We start from the raw sequence: 21,075 nt of genomic DNA on the forward strand, positions 1-21,075 counted from the left end.
TTATGTCGTCACTTCCATTTCATGAAACGCTCGATCTTAGTCTCTGTGGCAAGTTAGGCCGAGTCCATAGAATTTGCCGTCAAGCCGTAACCCAAGCTGTGGAGCCACTCGGTTTTACCCAGCCACGCTGGACCGCCATGATGCATATTCATCATTTGGGTGAAGGTTGCACACAACACCAATTGGCGTGCAGTTTAGATATCGAAATGCCGAGCCTGACTCGCACGATGAAACAGTTAGAAGAAAATAACGTGATAGAGCGCCGCATTGATAAGCAAGACAAACGCTGTCGTAAAATCTACTTCACCGAACACGGGCAAGCCCAGTTAGCGCAGCTAAAGATGCGGATCAGTGAAGTGAAGGCACTTTTATATCATGGGCTTAGCGATGACGAGCTCAATGCTATCGCACATGCGTTGGTCAAACTTGAGAACAATGCTCAGCAATGTTGTGACAATATTTCTGAAAATGGGAGTACCAGTGAGTAAACTTAGTCCAGATCAGCAATTTTCCCGCTACGTAAAGGTTTCAATCGCCCTTTTTGCCCTCTGCTTTAGCTATTTTATCTTTGCTGATCTCTATATACCAATGACGCCTCAGGCACGTGTGTATCATCAAGTAACCAAAGTGACGCCCAAAGTCAGTGGTGAAGTGCTTGCCGTGAATGTCAGCAATAACCAAAGAGTTCAGCAAGGGCAACTACTACTTACTATCGATGAAGCGCCGTATCGTTTAGCATTAGCTAAGGCTGAGCTCGCTTTGGCAGAAGTTAATCAACAGAACAAACAATTAGACGCACAGATGGTTGCGCAGCAAGCACAAATAGAGGCTGCTGTAGCCAAGTATGATGAGCAACAGCGACTTTATAAACGCAGCCAATCTTTGCTGTCACAACACGCAATTTCAACGCAGGAATCAGATCAAATTCAAGCAAATTTTGCGACGGCTAAGTCACAGCTCAGTGCACTCAGAGCTAATCTACATGCGCTTGAAGTAAAGCGTGGTGCAACCGACGAACAGAATATTGCACTAATGCAAGCACGAAATGCCGTAGAGCAGGCTAAATTGCAACTCAGTTACACCGAAGTCCGCGCGCCCCATGATGGCATCATTAGTAACTTACAGATCACCACGGGAACCTATGCTCGCACGGGTGTGAGTTTAACCAGTTTGGTTTCGGACAATGTTGACTTAGCTGCGGATTTCAGAGAAAAGTCGCTTTACCACGTCAAACTTGGCGAACAAGCGCTAGTGAGCTTTGATGCGTTACCGGGCAAAGTCTATCCCGCCGTGATCCATGAATTTTCTGCCGGCGTCAGTGATGGACAACTCAATGCCGACGGCCAATTGGCAGCCGTTGAGACCTCCAACCGCTGGGTGCGAGATGCGCAGCGTCAACGCGTTCATTTAGCATTTGATGAGCCATTACCTTTACTAGCAAGTGGTGCCAGAGCGACAGTTCAAGTCCTGCCTGAAAGCACTTTGCTTGCAACCCTTGCACAAGCGCAAATCAAATTCGTCAGTCTACTTCACTACGTTTATTGATATGAAAGTTGCACTGAACGCCAATGACCTAAGACAGATGCTGCGTATTGCAACTGGGAGTACGCTAGGCTTTGCACTAAGCAAACTGCTCAACTGGCCGTACGGTATCTTTTTTACCGTATATCCCATGCTGCTACTTGGGTTAGTACCAATGTTAAACGCACACATAGTGCGCCAGTTTATCTTAAGTGGGTTGGTCTGTGCCTTTTCGGTATTGGTGCTACAAGGGCTATTTGGCTTCCACCCTGCGTTAATGTCCTTACTCACCTTTGCCTTATTTGCCTTTTTGTTTTTGCAAATGAGCAAAGGCGTTAATTTCTTATTTGGTGCAATGAGTGTGGTGGGACTATCAATCCAACTTCATTTTGCCAGTTATGCTTCAACCAGTGGTGGCTTATATTCACTCATAGCCAGTAACTCTCTGGCTATTATCATTAGTATCGCAACCGCATATGTAATGCATTGGTTATTTCCGGACGTTACTGTGCGTCAATTACCGCCACGGCCAGCAAAAGATGCTGCAAGTATTCGCCATGAAGTCTTACTGTGCGCCACCGTAGCCACACTCTCATTTATGGTATTCCAAATCCTAGATTTACAAGATTCTGTTTCCGCCCAAGCGGCATCAATATTAATCCTCTTTCCACTGAGCTGGAAAGCGGCGGGCACAGCGGGCTGGCAACGTGCAGTTGGCACGCTGATAGGTTGTAACTTGGCATTAGCAGCGCAAATCCTACTGCAAACCTATAGCCAAATTTTGCTTTTTCCAATTTTGATTTTATGGATCTTAGTCTTCATTTTTAGTCGCTATCACTTGTTAAGTGGTGGTGCTCCTGGGATTGGCTTTGGTATTATTACCACTTTTGGGATCTTGTTTGGTCAGTCTCTCGCACCAAATCAAGATTTGATCTACAGCGCACTGTATCGCTTCAGTTCAGTGAGCGTTGCAATTACGGTAAGTCTCTGTGCAATCTACCTTATTCATCGCCTACTTAACCACTTTAGTGCAACGCGCCACCATACCTACGCCTGAATAAAAGGAATCCACTTGAAGCTTGGAAAACGCTTACAGACTTTGCATGATGTTGTTACTGAAGACTATCAACATATTTGGGACTGCTGCTGCGATCATGGCCAGCTTGGCGCACAGTTTTTAGATTCGAGCCAAGCGCACATACACTTTGTTGATGTAGTCCCAGCGCTTATCGCGAAAGTGAAACTGGATCTCACACGCTTCTTTCCAGAAGCCGAAACGCGCTATAGCCTTTACACCCAAGACGTTGCGAAGATCCCTCTTGCACAATACTCAGGCAGGCAATTAGTGATCATCGCAGGTGTTGGCGGCGACTTAACCGCAGAACTGATGACAAGTCTTTGCTGCAATTTGCGTGACGAGGTCGATTTCTTGCTTTGCCCAGTTCATCATCATTATACCCTGAGGCAAACCTTGCAATCTTTGCCACTTAAGCTGACCCATGAATCACTGGTTGAAGAAAATCGACGTATTTACGAAGTGCTCTATCTTACTTCAGGTAAGACTGGCGCTGCCATAACCCCGTTGGGCGAAGCGATTTGGCAACAAGGAACGCTTTCCAAACGCTATTTAGAGAAAACGTTGGATCATTATGCACGAGTTGCCAAAGGCAAACCCGAAGCGCAAGCCATTTTATCGGCTTATCAACACCTTACACTATAAAACACAGCGCACTCAGCCAAACTAACTGAGTGCCATAACTTAATCGCTGATAGAGCCCACTATTACGTTTTTGTTTGTAAGCGTTGGCAAGCTGATAGCTAAAACCGACACAAACAAGTACACAAACGGTAGAAAACCAAGCAAATAGCGAGTTTAACGGGCTTACAAACCAGACCAATAAAGGGGCGATGAGTAAGCTTAATAGCATTACCATACCCGCGAAAGAATGAATATTACACGCTCGACTTGGCGAGGTTGTGTATGGATCGGGATCCATAGGAAAGAAACCTGCAACAGCGGTTGCTAGACCATGACAAACAATCAAACCGCCAATAACACCTAACGCCCAGTTCCCTTCGGGTACCAAGATGATATAAAAACCAAAACAACAAAATAGCAAGGCTAAGGGGTAATTATTAACTGCGGGAGACAATCGTTCTGTTGGACTACCACTGGCACCTAACTCACTACAAAATTGATTTTTGTGACTATAATTTGGATAACGCTTGGCAACGCCATACACCCCTACCAGCATCCATATACTTGCTAGTATGCCAAAATAACTCACCAACTCTTGCAACATCACGCCTATCCTTAATGCGCTAAATTTATGTCTACACACTTTATACTAATTTAGGAACATACGAAACCGAGCAGCTGCATTCAATTTAGTGTATTTTCCAGCGCTCCAAAATAGCTTGTTGTTGACCACTTTGACTTAATTCCGCTAGTGCGTGCTGCAGGCGGTTCGCAAGCTCATTGGGAAACTCTGCATTCACCGCCAGAGCCAACTCACTTGGGAAATGCTCAAGAAGTAACTTATGCTCAATTGCTTTTGGGTCCAGCTTAAGGGCGTTTAGTTCTTTCTCGAGTGTTAGTGTGTTGGTTAGTACAAAATCAATCCGGCCCTTAAACAATAAATTCCAAAGACTTTGGTAGTTTGACACTAATACCAACTCATAACCTTCAGAAAAGCCAGCTTGTTTGAGAAAGGTTTCACTATAATAACCGCGTATGGTTCCGGTACGATAGCGCTTTGCAGCGTCAAGATCGTTTATTGGCGTTTGAGATTGTTTCAGGCCAATAAGTGATGCGGACGTATGGCACATAGTCCCCAAAAAGCGGAAATAGACTTCTCGAGTTGGTGTTTTTAGCCAAGATAACAGCACCACATTAGGTTTAGTTTCTAATTCGTGTAACACACGTGCCATCGGCATTATTTCAATTTTGGCAGTAACATTTGCTTTATCTGCTACCGCTTGAGCAAGCTCAACTAGGCCACCATCCACTTCTCCTTGGCCATTAATAAAATGATAGGGAGGCAAGTCTTCCGCAACAAAATGCACTGTTTCTTGCGGCGAAGCAATTATTTTGGTTGATGCAAGTAGCGCTACAAGGAATAAAATCTTCCTAATCATTTTATCTCAATAAATTAAACAATCATTCGGTCAGTGTGCCCGTATTTGCATTGCAATTCAATCCGCAGCAATGGCTAGATTGCTTCAGAAAGTATTTCATTTGATAATCCAGTACATCATGTAGTAATGGTTTTACCTCGCCATGGGTACAGTTATCTACTTATGACCTGCGTTTACCGCTGCCAGACCTTGCCAATCTTCTAAATCTTGTTCTGGCTTTTCAGCACGAAATTGTTGATACAATACGATACCTTGCTCATCTTCTAAAATATCGACTTGTACGCCCTTACTTTCAAGTAACGGCTCATTGCCTGAAGCATTAGTGATATCCCCTACCACGACTCGCTGAAAACCACGCATGTAGAGTAATGTTGCGCATACGTCACAAGGACTTAGGCTGGTATACAAAGTGGTTTTACTAAAATCAATCCGTCCCGCATCTCGAATTGCCGAGGTTTCACCATGGTTATATGGGTGGCTCTCTTGCACTAACGTATTATGTCCTTTACCTACAATTTGATTGGTCTCGTTATCAACAATAACCGCACCAATTGGGCAACCTCCCTCTTCATAACCCTTTTTTGCCAGCAAAACAGCAATGCGCATAAAGTCTTGATCGCAAAGCTTACGCGTAAAGTCGCTATCGAGTAATACGCCAAGACTCTTGGTTGGCATATGTGCAATGGCATTGAGCGCTTCGCTATTTACTTGGATTTCTGCGTTGAGTAATACAGTCATTTTTTTATTCCTTGTTGTATTATATGAACCGAGCTTAACACTATAATTTGGCGCAATTATGAAGTACCCAATCACATAGCTTATCTAACCAAGGTTTTGCCACATCAAGCGGCCAACCACAATTGATCCGCAGATGATCTTGATACAACTCACGACTTGTAAATAAGCTGCCTTGGCGAATCTCAACCCCAAGTTCAGCTAGACGTAAAGCGAGTGCATCACAGTCAATATTAGGCAGTTTCAGCCATAATGCCATTCCGCCCTGAGGGGAAGATATTTTACAGCCCTTTGGTAAACGCGATTTCAAATAGCTTTGGTAAGCGAAGCAGTGTGCCGCTAAGGTGCGATTAAGCGTCCGTAAATGGCGCTGGTAATGTCCTGTCTCAATAAAGCGTGATACCGCCATTTGTAAACATTGATTTGGCATGCCGTGAAACGCCTGCATGAGCGCGGCCACTTGGCTTTGATAACGCCCAGCTTCACACCATCCAACTTGCAAGCCCGGCGCTAACGTCTTAGACACTGAGCTACACCAAATTACATATCCGGCTTTATCCCACGCCTTTATCGGTAAAGGCATTGTGTGATTATGGCTCAACTCCCCAAAGACGTCATCTTCGATAATCGCCATTTGATACCGCGCAGCAAAATCCGCAAGCCACGCTTTTTGTTGCACAGATAGACTGTGCCCCGTTGGGTTTTGGTGGTTTGCTGTAAGCAAACACGCAGATACCCTTTGCGTTGTCACTACCTGTTCCAAGGCTTCTAGGTCGAGTCCTTCGGGCGTCGTTGGGATCTCAATCACCTTGAGCTGTAGCGTTGCAAGCAGTTGCAATAAACCTTGATAACATGGTGACGGCACTACCACACAATCCCCCGCTTTTGTAACAGCCTGCAGTCCCGCCATCACGGCTTGAATACAGCCGCCAGTCACCACGAGATTATCAGGATTCAGCGCCAACCCCTTTTGTTTAAAGTGCTTGGTTAGATTCTCTCTAAGCGACGTCAGTCCCATCGCATTGGGATAATGAAAGTGGTGATACTGAGGAGAGTCGAACGCTTGCTTTATAAACTTAGTCAGGCGATTTATGGGCATCAACTCGGGTGCTACTTGCACCGTCGATAACATCGTATTGAGCCCTACGACAGAGGGTCTTAACGCACTTTTGGGAGATTTCACTTCACTCTTAAATGTAGCAAAGTCAATGTCGCTATTTTTGGCCTCAGGTTTACAAATATAAAAACCAGATTTCTCTTGAGAAGCTAAAAAGCCATTATCCTGTAATTCCTCATAGGTTCTAATGGCAGTACTCATGCTCACGCCATGCTGCTTGGCAAAGATCCGAAGCGAAGTCATTTTTTCACCGACTTGACGCTCACCGGCGTTTACCTCTGCTATCACCTGCTCACTTAATGTAATAAACTTTCTCGCCATCTGTATCCCTAACAACCAAGAATTCTGTATCTGTACTGCATTTTTACCGAAGTTACACTGTAATTCCAGTATTCGTTCACAAATGGGATTGACACATGACGATGACACACAACCAATGGCAAGCATTACCCCAATTGCTCACTGAGTTTTCTAAACTTACCGAGGCGTTTATACAGTCTAACAATAGCCGTCCAGTCGCTGGTCGAGATACTGCTCCGCCCGACCTAATACTCACAGAGTCTGGAATTGCATTTGAATCACTAATAGAGATTTTTAGTAAACAAGTAGTGCCAAACTTAAGCACCAGTATTGGACCTAGGTATTGGGGATTTGTCACCGGCGGCGCAACGCCTGTTGCCACCTTTGCCGATTGGCTAGTGTCAACCTATGACCAAAATGTCTCAAAAGGCGATGGCTCCATTGCGACCAGTATAGAGCGGCAGGCCATTCGCTGGCTAACCGAATTATTCGACCTACCAGCAAGCTTTAATGGTCTTTTTACTACAGGGGCGACAGCGGCAAATTACTTAGGTGCGGTCGTAGCTCGCCAGTTTGCAGGACATCAACAAGGGATCAATGTGGCAGAAGATGGAGCCTTCGGTTTGGAAGTTGAGGTTTTTTGCGCGACGCCCCACGCGAGTATGATTAAGGCGCTTGGTCTTGCAGGCCTTGGCCGCAACCAAATCACGAGAGTCGCAACGCAAGTAGGCAATGAGGCTACGGATATTGCAGCGCTTGAGTCAGCGCTTACAACAAGTAACGCCAAAGGAAAAGTTGTCATCGCCAGTGCCGCCACGGTTACTGGCACTAATTTTGATGATTTAATTCAGATCCGCCATTTATGCGATAAACACCAAGCTTGGCTGCATGTTGATGCTGCATTTGGCATTTTCGAGCGTCTGGTCTCTGGCTCAGAAGGTCGCACTAAGGGGCTAGAGTTAGCCGATAGTATCACCTTGGATGCACACAAGTGGCTCAATGTACCATACGACTGCGGTATTTTTCTCACTCGTCATTTGCACTATTTGGTTGAAAGCTGTGATGTTCCAGCTCCTTACTTAGTCACATCAAAAGCCGAACCCGACTTTTTTTCGATGGGTGTAGAAAACTCTCGTCGATTTAGAGCGCTGCCCGTTTGGATGTCATTACTTGCGTATGGTAAAGACGGGATCCGTCAATGGGTAAGCAAAAATATTGCGCAAACTAAACAACTTGCAGACTGGTTTACTGATTCTCCACACTATGATTTAGTCTACTACGGAGAGCTGAACGTAGTGCTTTTCAAGCCAAGTGGCAAAGACGAGGCAGCAACAACCGCCCTGCTTCATGCCATTAATGCGGACGGCCGTATATTTGTCAGCCCAGGGAGTTGGCAAGGACAGAAGGTGATCCGTGCTGCGCTCAGTAATTGGCAAACAGAGCAAGTTGATTTAGACATAGCAAAACGCGCATTAACCGAATTAGCTAAGGCGCTTTAAGATTATAATATTTGCAGTTAGCTAACGCTGTGATTAGGAGTAATACTTTGCGCCAATTTGCGACTGTATTCCTCAAAATCGATATTGCTTTGCTCACCAAGTCCAGCCACCGCATGAGAAATAAACTGCGGTGGTACAAATAGATAAGTACGTTTTTTAAATTTCCAATGACGCACGATGTGCTTGGGCTGATGCTTGTCTTCATCTAACCCAGCCAACGAAAATAAATCTTGCCAGTCACTCTCGGTATCGCCGGTCGACTGGGCAACGCTTTGTGGTTCAATACTGAGCAAAATTGCCGACGTTTGTGGCACACCCATCAACAGCTCACCAATAAAAAAGATGCTACCACTGCGGCACAACTGCTGCTGCGCTTCCGTCATCTCAGATTGCTCTGCCATCTTCGCCCTTTGATATTGCATACCATTAAACATGGACTTGGCAAAAGGCAGCTGCTTTTCAGAAAACTCTCGATTTAAGACATGCTGAAACAGCGCTTTGCCAAGCGTATTACCTACGCCATCGTGACTAAAAGTGCCTTCTTCCACATTGGTTTCAATGAAAAGCCCAGACTCTACCAAAATATTTTTCACAGCTTGGTAGTTAAATATTGAAAACGGCTTACCCGTCACCGGATTTGTTGTCGACGTCACCGCTTTTGTCATCGCAGCAAAAAACACACTAATATCAACGAATGCACTTTTTAAGTCAGTGTCAAAGCTCTGAATGCTATCCGCCGTTGCACACAACATGATATTACCCGTTTCATTAAACACATAATGTTTAGTAATTGGGGTATATATTGGCTTTGATTGCAGTTTTGACGGTTTATCTTGCTTGCTAAACCAAGTTGAGAACATTGTTTACTCCCAACATTAACTGTCCTTTTTAGTCGTTTTACTGGCTGCTGTGGTTTGCGGCGGTGCGGCTATGACACTTCGCATTGATTCAATCAGGTTATTAAACTCTGGATCTGACATCGCCTCATTGAGCGATGCCGCTTGCTTAACAAAAGCAGGAGGAACGAATAAATAAACAGACTTACAAAGTGTAAGTTGTATCTCCGTATGGCCCCCTTTTAAACAAGGGCCTGCTTGCCACACCGATTTGACATCATTGGCATCCGCTGAGATAACAATTGGCGCAATAGAAATAGCACCGAGTAAATATTCGCAAACAAAAATGATGGTGCCGACCTTTTTGTCTTGACTGTCGGAACTCGCACTAATACTTACCGAGGCTTGCCCCATACCAGCGATCATATCCATCAATGATTTACCTATGGAGGCTAAATTACCACTGAGCCCTAGTAAAGTTTGAATCAACTGGCTCGATAGTGTGACCCCTGTCTGTTTACTCTCAAACTGAATATTACTCTCTGTCACTTTGACAAAAAGACCTGAACTTGAGACTAATTTATTGAGCGCGTCATAGTCATATAAACTCGTGCCTGACTCTGCCATCGCCTTGGTTAAAGCAGCAAAAAATACACTCACTTCACCAAACGCATTTTCAGCTTCTTGCGGCAATACACTTCCACCTGCGGTACTGTTTAGCGTACTTGCGATAAATAAGTTGCCGGTGGCATTCACTACAAATTGTTTAGTCGCTGGCACTTCATTGCTGTTTGTCGTCGTTAAATTAGCGGCTCTGGTTTGTGCATTACTCACAACAGTGCCGGGTTGAGGTGTTGACATACTCGTTCCTTAGATCTTGGTCTAGCAGATATTCTTCTTATGTCGATTTAGTGTAGTCGCATTTTCAATTACTTAAAATTTACTTTTGTGATTTTTTACAACCCAACCTATGTCGTAAAAACAGCACTAAAATAAACTGGTGGGCGTACCCTGATGATGTAACAACTGCCACTTATCATTTTGCTCGACCCATAAAGATGATCGATAGGCATGCTCTGAAAGCGTGCCATCAGTGTTCCGCCATGCGGAGCGATAAGTAAGAAGCAAAGCGTCACTATTCATATAAGCACAGTGAAACTGCTCTGCTACTACCTCCCCGTCTGGCCATTCTTCTTCATTCATTAAGCATAGGTTCTGGCCTAAGTTATATTGGCTTCCAGAGCGTCCAACCTCAATAAATTTAGGGTGAAGGAGTTCGCGACACAGCGCCATATTATGCCTATTTTCTTTGCGGTGAAGCGCACACTCCTTCGCGATGATCTGTTCAATAATTGACGTTGAACACATCAGAGCAGGCTAAGGCTGTTTATCAAATACGATGACGCCCTCTGGGATGGTATACCAGTCTTGCTTTTCACTAACCCATGCATGAACTGTCGGTTGAATAAGGCGAGTATCGTCCAAATTACTTGGTTTGAGTTTAATTGAATTTGGCTCTGCTGGATTAAAGTGGTAAATGCGATTGCCGCAAGTTGGGCAAAACTTAGCTCCGCTAACGTTACCGCTGTCAGCTGGGCGCCGCCATTCTTTCATCAGACCCGAAAATTCAATATCGTCTTTATCAACAATGGCAGTAATGCTAAATGCGCTGCTTGACAGTTTTTGGCAAGCCTTACAGTGACAGGCGACCACCATTCTAGGTGCTGCTTTTAACGTGTAGCTTACTTCACCACATTGGCACGAGCCGTTAATTGGAAATGTCATAAAATATCCTTGCTTAAGTTCGATCTAACCTCATTGGAACAAATCTAATACCGTTTTTCTGTGCTTCTTGCCCTGTAGCCTGAAAACCTAGCGCAAGATAAAACGATGCTGCATTAAGCGATGAACATAGCGAGATTTGAGCTGCGGATGTACTCGCTAACACAGTATCTAATAACTGCCGGCCAACCCCTTTACCTTGAGCTGACTTAGCAACAAATAAATGGGTGAGGTAGTTACCGTCTCTTAATAAAGCAAACCCGATCAGCTCACCGTTTATCAACGCCTTGGCACCGACAAAGTTGGCGTTGCACATGACTTGAGTTACTTCAGGTATTATTTCGTTTAGATAAGTGTCTTTGCCAAGCTGCGAAAAATTCGGTAAGACGTCAGCCTCTGAGACTTCACGCATTAGGGCCTGTTGATCTTTCAAGTTTGTTTTTGCAGCAGCTTGATTGGTATTTATACAAGGCAGAGCCAGCGTAGCATAGTCATTCTATGTAAGTCTGGCGATAACACAGTAGAAATGCCAATCAAGCGCTGCCCTTTGGGTTCATCTGGGTGCGCTTTGTTCATTGTTGCTCAACTTTTGCCTAGATTACTAGGCTGCAAGTCGAGCGTCGCGACCAAAACACACTCAGAAGAACAAAAATCAAACAGCAAAGGTCAACAGGCCCTAACCTTTCGATGGCATCCGCATCCTCGCCCTGAATCGCATTGATGATAATCTTCACTTATGACCTTTTGATTTATTGCGTGCTTACATTTCTGGCAAACGTTATCCCAAAAAAGCAATGCATTGCCACTAGGCTAAATATTAACTTACTTAAACTGGCATCGAAAAACCAAATGCCAATAGCAAATACGGGATGCATAGCAACCATTACCCACCAGCACACTCGGCCAATGTTGTAGAGTGGGTAGCCATGTTTGTTTTGGAAATTTAATAACCCAAACGCCCAAGGCAACAAAGTCCAGACAAGTGACATACAAAGCAATAGCGTCACAACAACCTTAATTAATACTTCCCCGAGCATCTATAACCCCTCAAGTGAGGTACGCAAAACCTCTTGAGGTTTAATATTGAGCCCATCGCGTCCAAACGCAAAACTATCTCGCTTATAGCGGGGGAAAATATGCAGGTGATAGTGGCTCAATTCGTTAAAATGCCCGTTGTTTTGCACCAGCGTAATCCCATCTGGGGAAAATTTACGCTCAATTCGCACATAAAGGTCACGCGCAACGCGGTGGATTTCAGCCAGTATGGATTCAGGGACCTGAAGAAGCGTTTCATAAGGGGATTTGGGGCAAATTAAGATATGGCCAAAGTTTATGGGGTCGTGATCGGCAAACGCAATCACCTGCTCTGATTCATATACAATAACCGCTTCAATATCTCTAGCAACTATCTGTTCTACAATCGTCATCAGCTACTTCTCCTTAACCTGATTACATAGAGTAATGTACCTGAGCGACTCTCTTCCTGCCAGTGATATATTCTATTTTCTCCTTTGTTAAGTGAATAATTTTCAAGCCCAAATTAACTCACAACCTATTTAAACCAGTTACATTATTCAATGAATAACCCTACAAGGAATACAACATGTTAAAAACGTTAGTTACGGTGGCTTTATTAGCTTTTGGAAGTGTAGCCAGTGCCGCAAATCACGCAGCGACCCATCATGCGATTCATTATGAAGGACGCGTCAGTAAAAACTATGCCGATGGCAGTGTGAGTTTTAATTGGCCGGGTAGCCAGCTGCATACCAAGCTCACTGGTCGTGCCTTTCATATCGAGTTGATGGGCTATGGCGATCAATTCGATGTATTGATTGATGGCAAATTTACAAAAAAGCTAAAGACCAACGCCAATGGTGTTGCGGAGACCTTCACGCTATTTGAAAGTACAAAGACAGAAACCGTCACAATTGAACTCGTTAAACGCTGGGAGCACTATGACCACAATACCCAGATCCTAAGTGTTGATGTGGACGGAAAATTAGACTCAATCCAGCAGCCACAGCCCCATATCTTATTTATTGGCGATTCAATTAGCGCAGGCTTTGGCAGTGAGTCCACTCAAAGACAGTGTGAATGGAGTGAAATTCTTGATTTAAGTAACGCGCGTAAAGCATTTCCGTATATAAGCGCGCAACAGCTGGGAGCCAGTTTTACCCAAGTTTCATACTCAGGTTTAGGCTTAATTCGAAATTGGGGCGGCAATCAACCACATCATACGTTGCGTAGTTACTACGACAAAATGTCAGCAGTATTTACCGACAACACTGACTTTGAAGACAAGTTTCCACAACTTATCGTCATTGAAGTAGGCACCAATGACTTTAGTACCGATCCAACCCCTGCAGAGCCTTGGCAAACTATTGATGAAGTCAAAACGCAGTGGGTAAAAACGATGGTCGTTTTCACCAAACAGCTGCGTGCAAGATATCCTGCAGTCCCCATTATTTATATGCCTCGTCCGTCATATCCATATAACTTTATTATTCCAGCAACTCACGATGCAATTGCAAAGCTTAATCAGCAAGATATCAGTAAACTATACAGTCATACATTCGACTCACCATTAGAAGGCTGTGTGTGGCATCCAACCGCTTCAGAGCATCAAGACATTGCTGAGAAACTCGTTACCTTTATCAAGCAGCAAGCACTTCTCTGAGCATATGTTCAGCGTTATTCAGTGAGATTAAGCTCGATGTACTGAATAACACGCAAACCATTTACAAACTTTCACATTGTTTTTTATACAAAAATTCACAACAAAAAATCAACTCACCCGCTTTAAAAACAAACTAATGAGAACGATTTTTATTTGTAAAAATAATACTTGTTGAGATTTATACTTTTTCAACACGTAAAGCCGGTACTTTGAACGAACTACATTAATTTCACTTTTTACAACAAAAATCACCAAGGGTAACCTTTTGGCAATAACTCCCCTCTTTTCAAGCACGCAAAAACATGATTAAAATCGTTACGTTATAACATTTTTAAAAATAATCATTTGTATCAAATAAATGATGGTTCTTTTCACATTCGTTTTTGCAGTTGGAATAACAAAATGACAAGGTCACTCCTGACAGTTAGCGTGCTTAGTAGCTTATATTCTTCACTTAGTGTTGCCGAACAATCCATTGAAACAATTGATGTGCATGGCACTCGCGCGCCTCTTTACAGCACGAGAGACGTGAACGCTTCGGCGTTGGGGATGAAAGATCCACAGCTTCTTCCTATTTCCATTCAATCATTTTCTGAAGAACTGATCAGCAATCAAAGAGTAAAAACGCTAGGCGAAGTGCTTGCCAACGATGCTTCTGTTCAAAACACCTCAATTGGTACGGTTTTCGACTTTGTGAGTCTGCGTGGCTTTCAACTAGATTGGACTAACGGTCTAAGACGCGACGGTTTAGCGCTTGCCCCCTACCAAGATGTACCGCTAGAGAATATTCAGCGCATTGATATCGTTAAAGGCCCGTCAAGTCTCGTATCAGGCTTTAACAACCCCGGCGGTACCATCAACTATGTGACTAAGCGCCCAACCATGGACGCCTTTTTGGATGTCACAACAGAAGTACGTAGCCGTGGAGGAAAGTATTTACACATCGATCTCGGTGGACCAATTTCCGACGAGCAAACGCTCGGCTATCGTATTAATGCCGCAGCAGAGAAAAACGGTGACTTTACCGGTGGTGATGACTTAGAGCGCTATTTCTTTAGTGCAGCACTGGATTGGCAAGTCTCAGATCGCCTATTTATCCGATTAGATGGCGATTACCAAGACAAAAGCACCGTATCACAGCCTTTGATAGGACTTGCCAGCGACCCCAATGATCCTGACCGTAAAATATTGCCGCCCTATGTCGACACCAGTGATGTATTGCTCGGACAACCTTGGGCAAAGTATGAAACCGAGTCATATAACCTTGCCGCACGTGCTGATTTTTGGTTGAACGACACGTGGCAATGGGTAAACCAAGCTGCGCTTTCTGGTAATGATAGGTTTACCGTTTTTCCTGATATCTACTCGGTTGATACACAAGGCAATGTGCTGTCTGCTGCTATCCACATTACCCCAGATGAAACGTATGACACGCTCTCGGCACATAGTTTTATCAGCGGTCAACTTACCACCGCTGCAGTTGAACATGAGCTAGTCGTTGGCGTTAGTATTCGTGATTATGAGTCGAAGGATGGCCGCTGGTTTGAGTTAACCAACCCCGTTGGCAATATTTTCAATCCAATTCATAGCAGTAAACCGCAGTTCCCTGATTATCCAGAACCAACTAAAACTGAAGCCTCTGAAAGCGCGTTGTTCATCACGGATACCTTGCACTTTAACGATGTATTCTATGCCACCTTAGGGCTGCGTCATATTCAATACAAAAAGGAGCAAACTCTACCTGGCCAAACTAAAACCACGCTAGACGACCGAACTTTTAATACTCCCATCATAGGTCTTAACTACAACCCAAGCGATCAACTCGCGTTTTACGCCAGTTACTCAGAAGGCGCGGGAGAAGGTGGTGTTGCAGTCATCGGCAGCGGTGCAATAAACGAGGGCGAATCACTCGGCCCACAAGAAAGCGAACAAATTGAAGCTGGCATAAAATACCAAACGGACACCATGAACTACTCGATAGCCGTCTTCGAAATAGAAAAAATGTTGGAGTACCACAATCACATTACTAACTATTTCGTGCAAGACGGTGTCCAGTCACATAAAGGTATTGAGCTCAATGCTAGTGGTTCATTGGCTCACGGTCTTGCAACCGTAGCATCCATCACCTTGATGGACCCCAGCTTAGATAAGCTCGACGGCGAGCCCGCGCTTAATGGCAACACCCCAGCCAATGTGCCTGAATTTCAAGCAAATCTCTATGTCGACTATCAGCTGCCATTTTGGGAGGCGTTAAGCATCAATGCGGGTATTTTCCATGTTGGTGAGCGCGAACAAAACGTCAATAACACGCTAAAGCTACCAGCCTACACGCGCTTCGACTTGGGCGCTAAATACCACTTTACTGACATTAACACCACGCTACGACTCAAGGCCGAAAACCTGTTCGACAAAGAATATTGGCTATCTGGCGGTGCCAAAGGCATAGACTGGGGAGTCGCTCCCGGTCGTGGCCGCACCTTTATCGCCTCATTAAGCGTGAGCTTTTAAGGATAATTCATGACTACACCTGTTATTCAAATCAATAACCTGCAAAAGCGCTTTGGTGAATACCAAGCGTTACAGGGATTAAACTTGAGCGTACATCAAGGTGAAATTCTAGCGCTGCTAGGCCCAAATGGTGCAGGTAAAACCACCACGATTAATTGCTTACTGGGCTTTTTACAACCGGATGCCGGGGAAATCACCATCGCTGGAATTAATCCACAACATGACGTAGTAACGGCAAGGCAGCAACTGGCTTATATTCCTGAACAAGTCGCGCTCTATCCGCGACTTAGCGGACTTGAGAATCTCGCGTATTTCAGCAAAATGGCCAGCATAGAAAAGACCGACGAGGCCTTTCGCACACTGCTCAGTGAAGTAAAACTGCCAAGTCACGCTGTAGACAAACCCGTTGCAACCTATTCAAAAGGGATGCGACAAAAGGTGGGCATAGCCATTGCCCTCGCAAAACAAGCCAAGGCATTGATCTTAGATGAGCCTACATCAGGTCTTGATCCTTCAGCCAGCCATGAATTTAGCCAGCTCATTCAGTCATTAGCAAAGCAAGGCGTCGCGATTTTAATGGCGACCCACGACTTATACCGTGCTCAAGAAGATGCCCATCGCGTGGCAATTATCAATCAAGGGCAATTAGTCGATACCTTAGTCTATGAACAACTGCAAGAAGTCCAACTTGAATCCGTTTACCTCAAGCATATCAAGGTGGGTGTCTGATGTTTCAAACGACATTAAAAAAGGAATGGCTCGATACCAAGCGGCAGGGACAAGCGCTTTGGCTTGGAGGCATTGCAGTATTGCTGCTCTTGCTTGCCTGCTTGACCGGTTTTAAAAGCCACCAAAGCTATCAGCAAGCCGTTATTGAGGTGTCTCAATCAGAGCAATTACGCTGGTTAAATCAAGGTGAAAAAGGCCCTCACTCCGCCGCCCACTACGGTATTTACGTGGTCAAACCCACTACCCCACTGGCCGCACTCGACGCAGGATTACAAGCATATCAAGGGAATGTGTTGAGACTTGAGGCCCATATTCGTAACGATAGCATGTTTCGAAGTGCGCAAGATAACTTGCCGATGTCACGTTTTGGCAGCTTATCGCCCGCCTTTGTGCTGCAAGTGTTACTACCGCTATTGATTATATTAATTGGCTACCCACTACTTGCCCGAGAGCGTGAGCAAGGCACCTTAAAGCAACTGCTCGCATCGGGCGCAAGCCCTGCAAAGCTGTTTATCGCCAAATGTGCACTACTTTTTGCTATTTCTTGCTTATTTTTGTTGCCTGTTGCGCTTTTTTTACTTTATAGCCAAGTAACAAGCACGGAGCCTCATACACTCAGAAGTTGGCTATTTTTACTATTTTATTTGGTTTACTTATTGCTTTGGTCGTTACTCACCACCACACTTTCAAGTTTACTTCCAACGGCAAGGCGCGCATTGATAGCGCTATTAACCATTTGGGCCCTTACAACACTTTTACTACCAAAACTGGCGATGAATATCGCAACCACCATTCATCCGCAAGGTTCAGGTCAAGCGTTTCAAGCAAAGCTTGAAAGTGAGGTTTATACCGAGGCACGAGTTGAAGCAATCGCAAAGTTCAAACAACAAACATTGACTCAATATGATGTTAGCAATGTGGAAGACTTGCCCTTTGACTATGCCGGAGCGCAACTCCAATTTGGTGAACAATACGCAGATAAAATCTTTGACCGCTTATTTTCAGCGCGTTTAGCTCAACTAGAAGCGCAATCACAAAGCTATCAACTTGCAGGAATGTTAACGCCATTTATCGCGATACAAACGCTGTCGATGGCCACCGCCGCCAGCGACTTTACCCACCAGCAAGCATTTGAGAATGCGGCAGAGCAGCACCGCCGCCTGATGCAAGAGGTGCTTAACTTTAATCAAAGAGATCACGGTCACAAGGCGGACGGACATTACACCGCGGGCGAGGAATTATGGCAGCAGATCCCAAAGTTCGCATTCCAATACCCCAATTTCATTCGTTACTCGCCTCACTACGTTATAAGCCTGTTTAGCCTGAGCTTTTGGTTGATTGTGCTAGTGTTATTGAGTTTCTTCGCGATTAAAAAACTGCGCTTGGAGGAGCAAAGATGAAACGCTTAATGTTAGCTACTGAGTTTAAAAACCTCTGGCGAGAAAAGCTCGTACTCGCGCTGTTTGTGACCACTACCATGCTTGCACTAGTGGCATTTTTTAACGCCCATTACTTTGCTAAAAAACAGCATGATGTGGTGCTTGCCGCGCAGCAAATGCAGCAACAGGCCATCCAAGATGCCAAAGCTGGATTACCAGAAAGACTCGCCAGCACAGCAGACTATAAATGGTGGGAAGACCCATACGACCTGCGCGGACAGGCTTTTTACTTAATGCAAAATTACGCCACCAAAACCCCGCTTGCAACGTCGCCAATCGCAACAGGGCAAGCCGACGTATTACCTTACTATTTTAAGATGCTAATCAAAGAAAAACAGCACATCGTTCATCAATATGACTATGTTCATCCGCTATCTCTGTTGTTAGGCCAGTTCGATTTAAGTTTTGTGATTGTCTATTTACTGCCATTGCTCATTATTGGCATTTGCTTTAATGCCTTGGCAAGTGAACGCCAAGATGGGCAGCTAAGACTACTGATGCTTCAAGGAGGCAGTGCGACCCGCCTTCTGACCTATCAATTATTGCTGCGAAGCGCGTTAATTGTGCTGCCATTTTTAAGTATTAGTAGCCTGCTTTTAATAACAATACGAGAGCAGCTAGGGGTGGTTGAACTGCTGAGCTATAACCTTATCGCACTATGTTATTCTGGGTTTTGGATTGCCTTAACCGCTTGGGTAAATAGCAGAGCCAAAAGTGCAGCAAACAACGCAGCTACCTTAGTCACCTGTTGGCTTGCCTTAGTGATTGTGGTTCCAGCTTTGGTCAATACCAGCATCGCTTTGCTTGACCCAACCCCTTCACGAATTCACTATATAGATAGCCTCCGTGCCGCTAGCGACGATGCCCAAAAAGCGAGTGAAAAGACCTTAGCTCAGTATTTTCAAGATCATCCAGAACTTGCGAAGAATGGCAGTGGTTCCAGCGATTACGCAACCAAAAAAATCGCCACCATTAATTCTGTTGAACGCGCAATGGCGGCCGAAGATTTACGCTTTTTAACTGCGCAACAAGCACAGCAACATAATGCACAAAAGCTACAGTATCTCTCCCCCGCACTCATCACACAAACACTGCTGGTTGATTTAGCGGGCAATGGATTAGCACGTCATCACGCCTTCATGGCGGAAGTTGAAGCTCATCATCAAGCACTACAAGGTTTCTTTGCCAACGAAATTGCCAAAGCCAACCAAAGAGGAGACTTTGCTCCTTGTGAGGGTTGTAGCGCAAAGCCAACGCTCACGGACTTAGCTGATATTCCTCAATTTAGCAGTGACTTTGCCACACCAGTGAACAACTACACGCCATTAATCTGGTTGCTGCTACTAGCCGTCGGCCTGCTCCTTATAGCAAAACGCCGTGTCAACAAGATAGACAGTGCAAACAACAAAGAGGTGTTAGTCGTATGAGTGATGCCTTCACTGCAAAATTGCATCCGCAAACGCAGAGCCTGCTATCGGAGCACCAAGCCAAGTTATTTGAATGGGCGGCAGCATTGGGAGCGCCGCTACATTTAGTGTTTCCTCAGCGTTTTGCGGAAAATATCGAAACCCTGCAAGCTAACTTAATAAAGCTCGGGCTTGAACATGAGATTTATTTTGCCAAAAAAGCCAACAAAGCCCAATGTTTTACTCAAGTCGCGTCCAATCACGATATAGGAATAGACGTGGCTAGTGTGCAAGAGTTTGAACTTGCCCTAAGCGGTGGTATTCAAGGTGTAAAAATTGGTGTATCTGGTCCGCATAAATCAGATGCACTACTTAGCTTAGCACTTGTGCATCAAGCACTTGTCGCCATAGATTCAAGTGCTGAGTTAAGCTCCATCATTACACTGGCCCGCCAGCGAAAGCGCCCAGCGCGAGTGCTACTGCGTTTACAAACACAACCAACTAAAGCCTCACGCTTTGGTAGTTCACTGTGCCAGCTTACGCCGCTATTAGCACAGTGCCGAGAATACAAGGAATGGGTAAGCTTAGAAGGATTTAGCTGCCACTTAAGCGGGTACTGCCCACAAGCACGTGGCGAGAGTATCCATACCTTAGTCGGTGCAATAGACGAGGCCAAGCAAATGGGGCTGTCGCCATCAAAAGTGAATATTGGCGGTGGCCTGCCCGTCTCCTACTTACAGAATGAGCAGTGGCAACAAGCCTTGGACTTTGAATGCTTTTTTGCAGATAAAACCTTTGCAGGATTTTATCCCTACCATAACAAACAAAGCCCTGCGGACACCTTACACGCTATTTTGGCAGTGAAGAACGCGCATGGACAAACCGCATTAGCGGCATTACGCCAAAGGAACCTTACATTGATGCTTGAACCTGGGCGCGCACTGCTCGACGAGGCTGGCATTAGCTTGTTTAAAGTGCAAGGGACAAAGCCGCACCTAGGCACATCAGACTGCCATATCGCCACACTTTCGGGCTCAAGCTTATCACTGTCAGAACAGTGGTTTGAAAGCGAATACTTGCCGAGTCCGCTGTTACTCACGGCACATTCAAACCGCAAACAAGGAACGTATCGCGTTGCTTTTGGCGGCGCAACCTGCCTAGATAACGACATGATAAGCTGGCGGTTTATTCCCTTGTCGCAACTACCGCAGCGCGATGACCTAATGGTTTACCTCAACACTGCAGGATATCAAATGGATTCAAATGAATCTGAATTTCACTCTATGCCATTGCCACGAAAAATCGCCGTAACGTGGGAGCACAACAGACTTTCTTGGCAACTACTTAGCTAGAAAAACCCCAACAACACAACGTAAAGGAGCCTATTT

23 protein-coding genes are annotated in these 21,075 nt (G+C 45.0%); 12 read left to right on the plus strand and 11 right to left on the minus strand.

What is annotated here, in order from left to right; all coding sequences use genetic code 11:
* The first annotated feature begins 2 nt into the window (after window positions 1–2).
* The 4 genes from MHN32_RS13325 to MHN32_RS13340 are packed head-to-tail and all read left to right on the plus strand — an operon-like array spanning window position 3 to window position 3,241.
* Window positions 3–488, plus strand: coding sequence for a MarR family transcriptional regulator (locus MHN32_RS13325; protein WP_039497284.1), 486 nt, complete (start codon window positions 3–5; stop codon window positions 486–488).
* Window positions 481–1,545 (plus strand): HlyD family secretion protein, encoded by a 1,065-nt coding sequence (locus tag MHN32_RS13330; protein ID WP_010605141.1) that lies wholly within the window; start codon window positions 481–483, stop codon window positions 1,543–1,545. The genes MHN32_RS13325 and MHN32_RS13330 overlap by 8 nt, the downstream gene beginning before the upstream one ends.
* Window position 1,546: 1 nt before the next feature.
* On the plus strand, window positions 1,547–2,578 hold the full coding sequence (locus MHN32_RS13335) for a DUF2955 domain-containing protein (RefSeq protein ID WP_010605142.1): 1,032 nt from the start codon (window positions 1,547–1,549) through the stop codon (window positions 2,576–2,578).
* A 15-nt stretch (window positions 2,579–2,593) separates the two neighbouring features.
* Entirely contained in the window at window positions 2,594–3,241 is a 648-nt protein-coding gene (locus MHN32_RS13340) for a tRNA (adenine(22)-N(1))-methyltransferase TrmK (RefSeq protein WP_239421983.1), read from the plus strand.
* Here MHN32_RS13340 and MHN32_RS13345 read toward each other — a convergent pair.
* From MHN32_RS13345 to MHN32_RS13360, 4 genes are all read right to left on the minus strand, one after another.
* Window positions 3,231–3,824 (minus strand): DUF998 domain-containing protein, encoded by a 594-nt coding sequence (locus MHN32_RS13345; protein ID WP_239421984.1) that lies wholly within the window; start codon window positions 3,822–3,824, stop codon window positions 3,231–3,233. The genes MHN32_RS13340 and MHN32_RS13345 overlap by 11 nt on opposite strands.
* A gap of 85 nt (window positions 3,825–3,909) precedes the next feature.
* Complete coding sequence (locus MHN32_RS13350; protein WP_010605145.1) at window positions 3,910–4,659, minus strand: transporter substrate-binding domain-containing protein; 750 nt, start codon at window positions 4,657–4,659, stop codon at window positions 3,910–3,912.
* Window positions 4,660–4,815: 156 nt separating this feature from the next.
* Window positions 4,816–5,397, minus strand: a complete 582-nt coding sequence (locus MHN32_RS13355) for a nucleoside deaminase (protein ID WP_239421986.1) — start codon at window positions 5,395–5,397, stop codon at window positions 4,816–4,818.
* Window positions 5,398–5,437: 40 nt separating this feature from the next.
* Entirely contained in the window at window positions 5,438–6,832 is a 1,395-nt protein-coding gene (locus tag MHN32_RS13360) for a PLP-dependent aminotransferase family protein (RefSeq protein ID WP_239421987.1), read from the minus strand.
* Between the two features lie 95 nt (window positions 6,833–6,927).
* On the opposite strand from MHN32_RS13360, the gene MHN32_RS13365 reads away from it, so the two are divergent.
* On the plus strand, window positions 6,928–8,310 hold the full coding sequence (locus tag MHN32_RS13365; RefSeq protein ID WP_239421988.1) for a pyridoxal-dependent decarboxylase: 1,383 nt from the start codon (window positions 6,928–6,930) through the stop codon (window positions 8,308–8,310).
* Window positions 8,311–8,327: 17 nt separating this feature from the next.
* On the opposite strand, the gene MHN32_RS13370 is transcribed toward MHN32_RS13365, so the two are convergent.
* From MHN32_RS13370 to MHN32_RS13390, 5 genes are all read right to left on the minus strand, one after another.
* Window positions 8,328–9,170: a hypothetical protein gene (locus tag MHN32_RS13370; RefSeq protein ID WP_102057051.1), complete on the minus strand. Its 843-nt coding sequence runs from the start codon at window positions 9,168–9,170 to the stop codon at window positions 8,328–8,330.
* 15 nt (window positions 9,171–9,185) lie between these two features.
* Window positions 9,186–10,007 (minus strand): hypothetical protein, encoded by an 822-nt coding sequence (locus MHN32_RS13375; protein WP_010605150.1) that lies wholly within the window; start codon window positions 10,005–10,007, stop codon window positions 9,186–9,188.
* A 126-nt stretch (window positions 10,008–10,133) separates the two neighbouring features.
* Window positions 10,134–10,514, minus strand: a complete 381-nt coding sequence (locus MHN32_RS13380; protein WP_239421989.1) for a DUF4440 domain-containing protein — start codon at window positions 10,512–10,514, stop codon at window positions 10,134–10,136.
* Between the two features lie 9 nt (window positions 10,515–10,523).
* Window positions 10,524–10,931, minus strand: coding sequence for a GFA family protein (locus tag MHN32_RS13385; protein WP_239421991.1), 408 nt, complete (start codon window positions 10,929–10,931; stop codon window positions 10,524–10,526).
* A 13-nt stretch (window positions 10,932–10,944) separates the two neighbouring features.
* Window positions 10,945–11,361 carry a GNAT family N-acetyltransferase gene (locus tag MHN32_RS13390; RefSeq protein WP_239421993.1) on the minus strand — a complete coding sequence of 139 codons (417 nt, stop codon included), beginning with the start codon at window positions 11,359–11,361 and terminating at the stop codon, window positions 10,945–10,947.
* A gap of 93 nt (window positions 11,362–11,454) precedes the next feature.
* Here MHN32_RS13390 and MHN32_RS23860 point away from each other — a divergent pair, with 93 nt between their 5' ends.
* A complete protein-coding gene (locus MHN32_RS23860; RefSeq protein ID WP_343224401.1) occupies window positions 11,455–11,649 on the plus strand; it encodes a hypothetical protein in 195 nt (64 codons plus the stop codon).
* Between the two features lie 28 nt (window positions 11,650–11,677).
* On the opposite strand, the gene MHN32_RS13395 is transcribed toward MHN32_RS23860, so the two are convergent.
* Both MHN32_RS13395 and MHN32_RS13400 read right to left on the minus strand, forming a co-directional pair.
* Window positions 11,678–11,965 (minus strand): hypothetical protein, encoded by a 288-nt coding sequence (locus MHN32_RS13395; protein ID WP_239421995.1) that lies wholly within the window; start codon window positions 11,963–11,965, stop codon window positions 11,678–11,680.
* Entirely contained in the window at window positions 11,966–12,355 is a 390-nt protein-coding gene (locus tag MHN32_RS13400) for an HIT family protein (RefSeq protein WP_010605155.1), read from the minus strand.
* Between the two features lie 176 nt (window positions 12,356–12,531).
* Between MHN32_RS13400 and MHN32_RS13405 the strand changes: the two genes are divergently transcribed.
* From MHN32_RS13405 to MHN32_RS13430, 6 genes are all read left to right on the plus strand, one after another.
* Window positions 12,532–13,605 carry an SGNH/GDSL hydrolase family protein gene (locus MHN32_RS13405; protein ID WP_239421997.1) on the plus strand — a complete coding sequence of 358 codons (1,074 nt, stop codon included), beginning with the start codon at window positions 12,532–12,534 and terminating at the stop codon, window positions 13,603–13,605.
* 402 nt (window positions 13,606–14,007) lie between these two features.
* A complete protein-coding gene (locus tag MHN32_RS13410; protein WP_239421999.1) occupies window positions 14,008–16,113 on the plus strand; it encodes a TonB-dependent siderophore receptor in 2,106 nt (701 codons plus the stop codon).
* Between the two features lie 9 nt (window positions 16,114–16,122).
* Window positions 16,123–16,842 carry an ABC transporter ATP-binding protein gene (locus MHN32_RS13415; protein WP_039497249.1) on the plus strand — a complete coding sequence of 240 codons (720 nt, stop codon included), beginning with the start codon at window positions 16,123–16,125 and terminating at the stop codon, window positions 16,840–16,842.
* Window positions 16,842–18,242 (plus strand): DUF3526 domain-containing protein, encoded by a 1,401-nt coding sequence (locus MHN32_RS13420; RefSeq protein ID WP_239422001.1) that lies wholly within the window; start codon window positions 16,842–16,844, stop codon window positions 18,240–18,242. The genes MHN32_RS13415 and MHN32_RS13420 overlap by 1 nt, the downstream gene beginning before the upstream one ends.
* Window positions 18,239–19,708 (plus strand): DUF3526 domain-containing protein, encoded by a 1,470-nt coding sequence (locus MHN32_RS13425; protein WP_239422003.1) that lies wholly within the window; start codon window positions 18,239–18,241, stop codon window positions 19,706–19,708. The genes MHN32_RS13420 and MHN32_RS13425 overlap by 4 nt, the downstream gene beginning before the upstream one ends.
* The gene (locus MHN32_RS13430; RefSeq protein WP_010605161.1) at window positions 19,705–21,039 is read left to right on the plus strand and encodes an alanine racemase; all 1,335 of its coding nucleotides are present in this window, start codon (window positions 19,705–19,707) and stop codon (window positions 21,037–21,039) included. Before MHN32_RS13425 ends, MHN32_RS13430 begins: the two co-directional genes overlap by 4 nt.
* Window positions 21,040–21,075: the final 36 nt, after the last annotated feature.

Source organism: Pseudoalteromonas sp. Of11M-6, from assembly GCF_022347905.1.
Classification (GTDB): domain Bacteria; phylum Pseudomonadota; class Gammaproteobacteria; order Enterobacterales; family Alteromonadaceae; genus Pseudoalteromonas.

What these genes read in the sequence shown, in the direction of transcription:
- MHN32_RS13395 (WP_239421995.1), bottom strand. Translation starts at nt 11,965, where the DNA reads ATGCTCGGGGAAGTATTAATTAAGGTTGTTGTGACGCTATTGCTTTGT.
- MHN32_RS13345 (WP_239421984.1), bottom strand. Translation starts at nt 3,824, where the DNA reads ATGTTGCAAGAGTTGGTGAGTTATTTTGGCATACTAGCAAGTATATGG.
- MHN32_RS13400 (WP_010605155.1), bottom strand. Translation starts at nt 12,355, where the DNA reads ATGACGATTGTAGAACAGATAGTTGCTAGAGATATTGAAGCGGTTATT.
- MHN32_RS13385 (WP_239421991.1), bottom strand. Translation starts at nt 10,931, where the DNA reads ATGACATTTCCAATTAACGGCTCGTGCCAATGTGGTGAAGTAAGCTAC.
- MHN32_RS13325 (WP_039497284.1), top strand. Translation starts at nt 3, where the DNA reads ATGTCGTCACTTCCATTTCATGAAACGCTCGATCTTAGTCTCTGTGGC.
- MHN32_RS13410 (WP_239421999.1), top strand. Translation starts at nt 14,008, where the DNA reads ATGACAAGGTCACTCCTGACAGTTAGCGTGCTTAGTAGCTTATATTCT.
- MHN32_RS23860 (WP_343224401.1), top strand. Translation starts at nt 11,455, where the DNA reads ATGCCAATCAAGCGCTGCCCTTTGGGTTCATCTGGGTGCGCTTTGTTC.
- MHN32_RS13360 (WP_239421987.1), bottom strand. Translation starts at nt 6,832, where the DNA reads ATGGCGAGAAAGTTTATTACATTAAGTGAGCAGGTGATAGCAGAGGTA.
- MHN32_RS13370 (WP_102057051.1), bottom strand. Translation starts at nt 9,170, where the DNA reads ATGTTCTCAACTTGGTTTAGCAAGCAAGATAAACCGTCAAAACTGCAA.
- MHN32_RS13355 (WP_239421986.1), bottom strand. Translation starts at nt 5,397, where the DNA reads ATGACTGTATTACTCAACGCAGAAATCCAAGTAAATAGCGAAGCGCTC.
- MHN32_RS13405 (WP_239421997.1), top strand. Translation starts at nt 12,532, where the DNA reads ATGTTAAAAACGTTAGTTACGGTGGCTTTATTAGCTTTTGGAAGTGTA.
- MHN32_RS13420 (WP_239422001.1), top strand. Translation starts at nt 16,842, where the DNA reads ATGTTTCAAACGACATTAAAAAAGGAATGGCTCGATACCAAGCGGCAG.
- MHN32_RS13425 (WP_239422003.1), top strand. Translation starts at nt 18,239, where the DNA reads ATGAAACGCTTAATGTTAGCTACTGAGTTTAAAAACCTCTGGCGAGAA.
- MHN32_RS13375 (WP_010605150.1), bottom strand. Translation starts at nt 10,007, where the DNA reads ATGTCAACACCTCAACCCGGCACTGTTGTGAGTAATGCACAAACCAGA.
- MHN32_RS13335 (WP_010605142.1), top strand. Translation starts at nt 1,547, where the DNA reads ATGAAAGTTGCACTGAACGCCAATGACCTAAGACAGATGCTGCGTATT.
- MHN32_RS13380 (WP_239421989.1), bottom strand. Translation starts at nt 10,514, where the DNA reads ATGTGTTCAACGTCAATTATTGAACAGATCATCGCGAAGGAGTGTGCG.
- MHN32_RS13430 (WP_010605161.1), top strand. Translation starts at nt 19,705, where the DNA reads ATGAGTGATGCCTTCACTGCAAAATTGCATCCGCAAACGCAGAGCCTG.
- MHN32_RS13365 (WP_239421988.1), top strand. Translation starts at nt 6,928, where the DNA reads ATGACGATGACACACAACCAATGGCAAGCATTACCCCAATTGCTCACT.
- MHN32_RS13415 (WP_039497249.1), top strand. Translation starts at nt 16,123, where the DNA reads ATGACTACACCTGTTATTCAAATCAATAACCTGCAAAAGCGCTTTGGT.
- MHN32_RS13350 (WP_010605145.1), bottom strand. Translation starts at nt 4,659, where the DNA reads ATGATTAGGAAGATTTTATTCCTTGTAGCGCTACTTGCATCAACCAAA.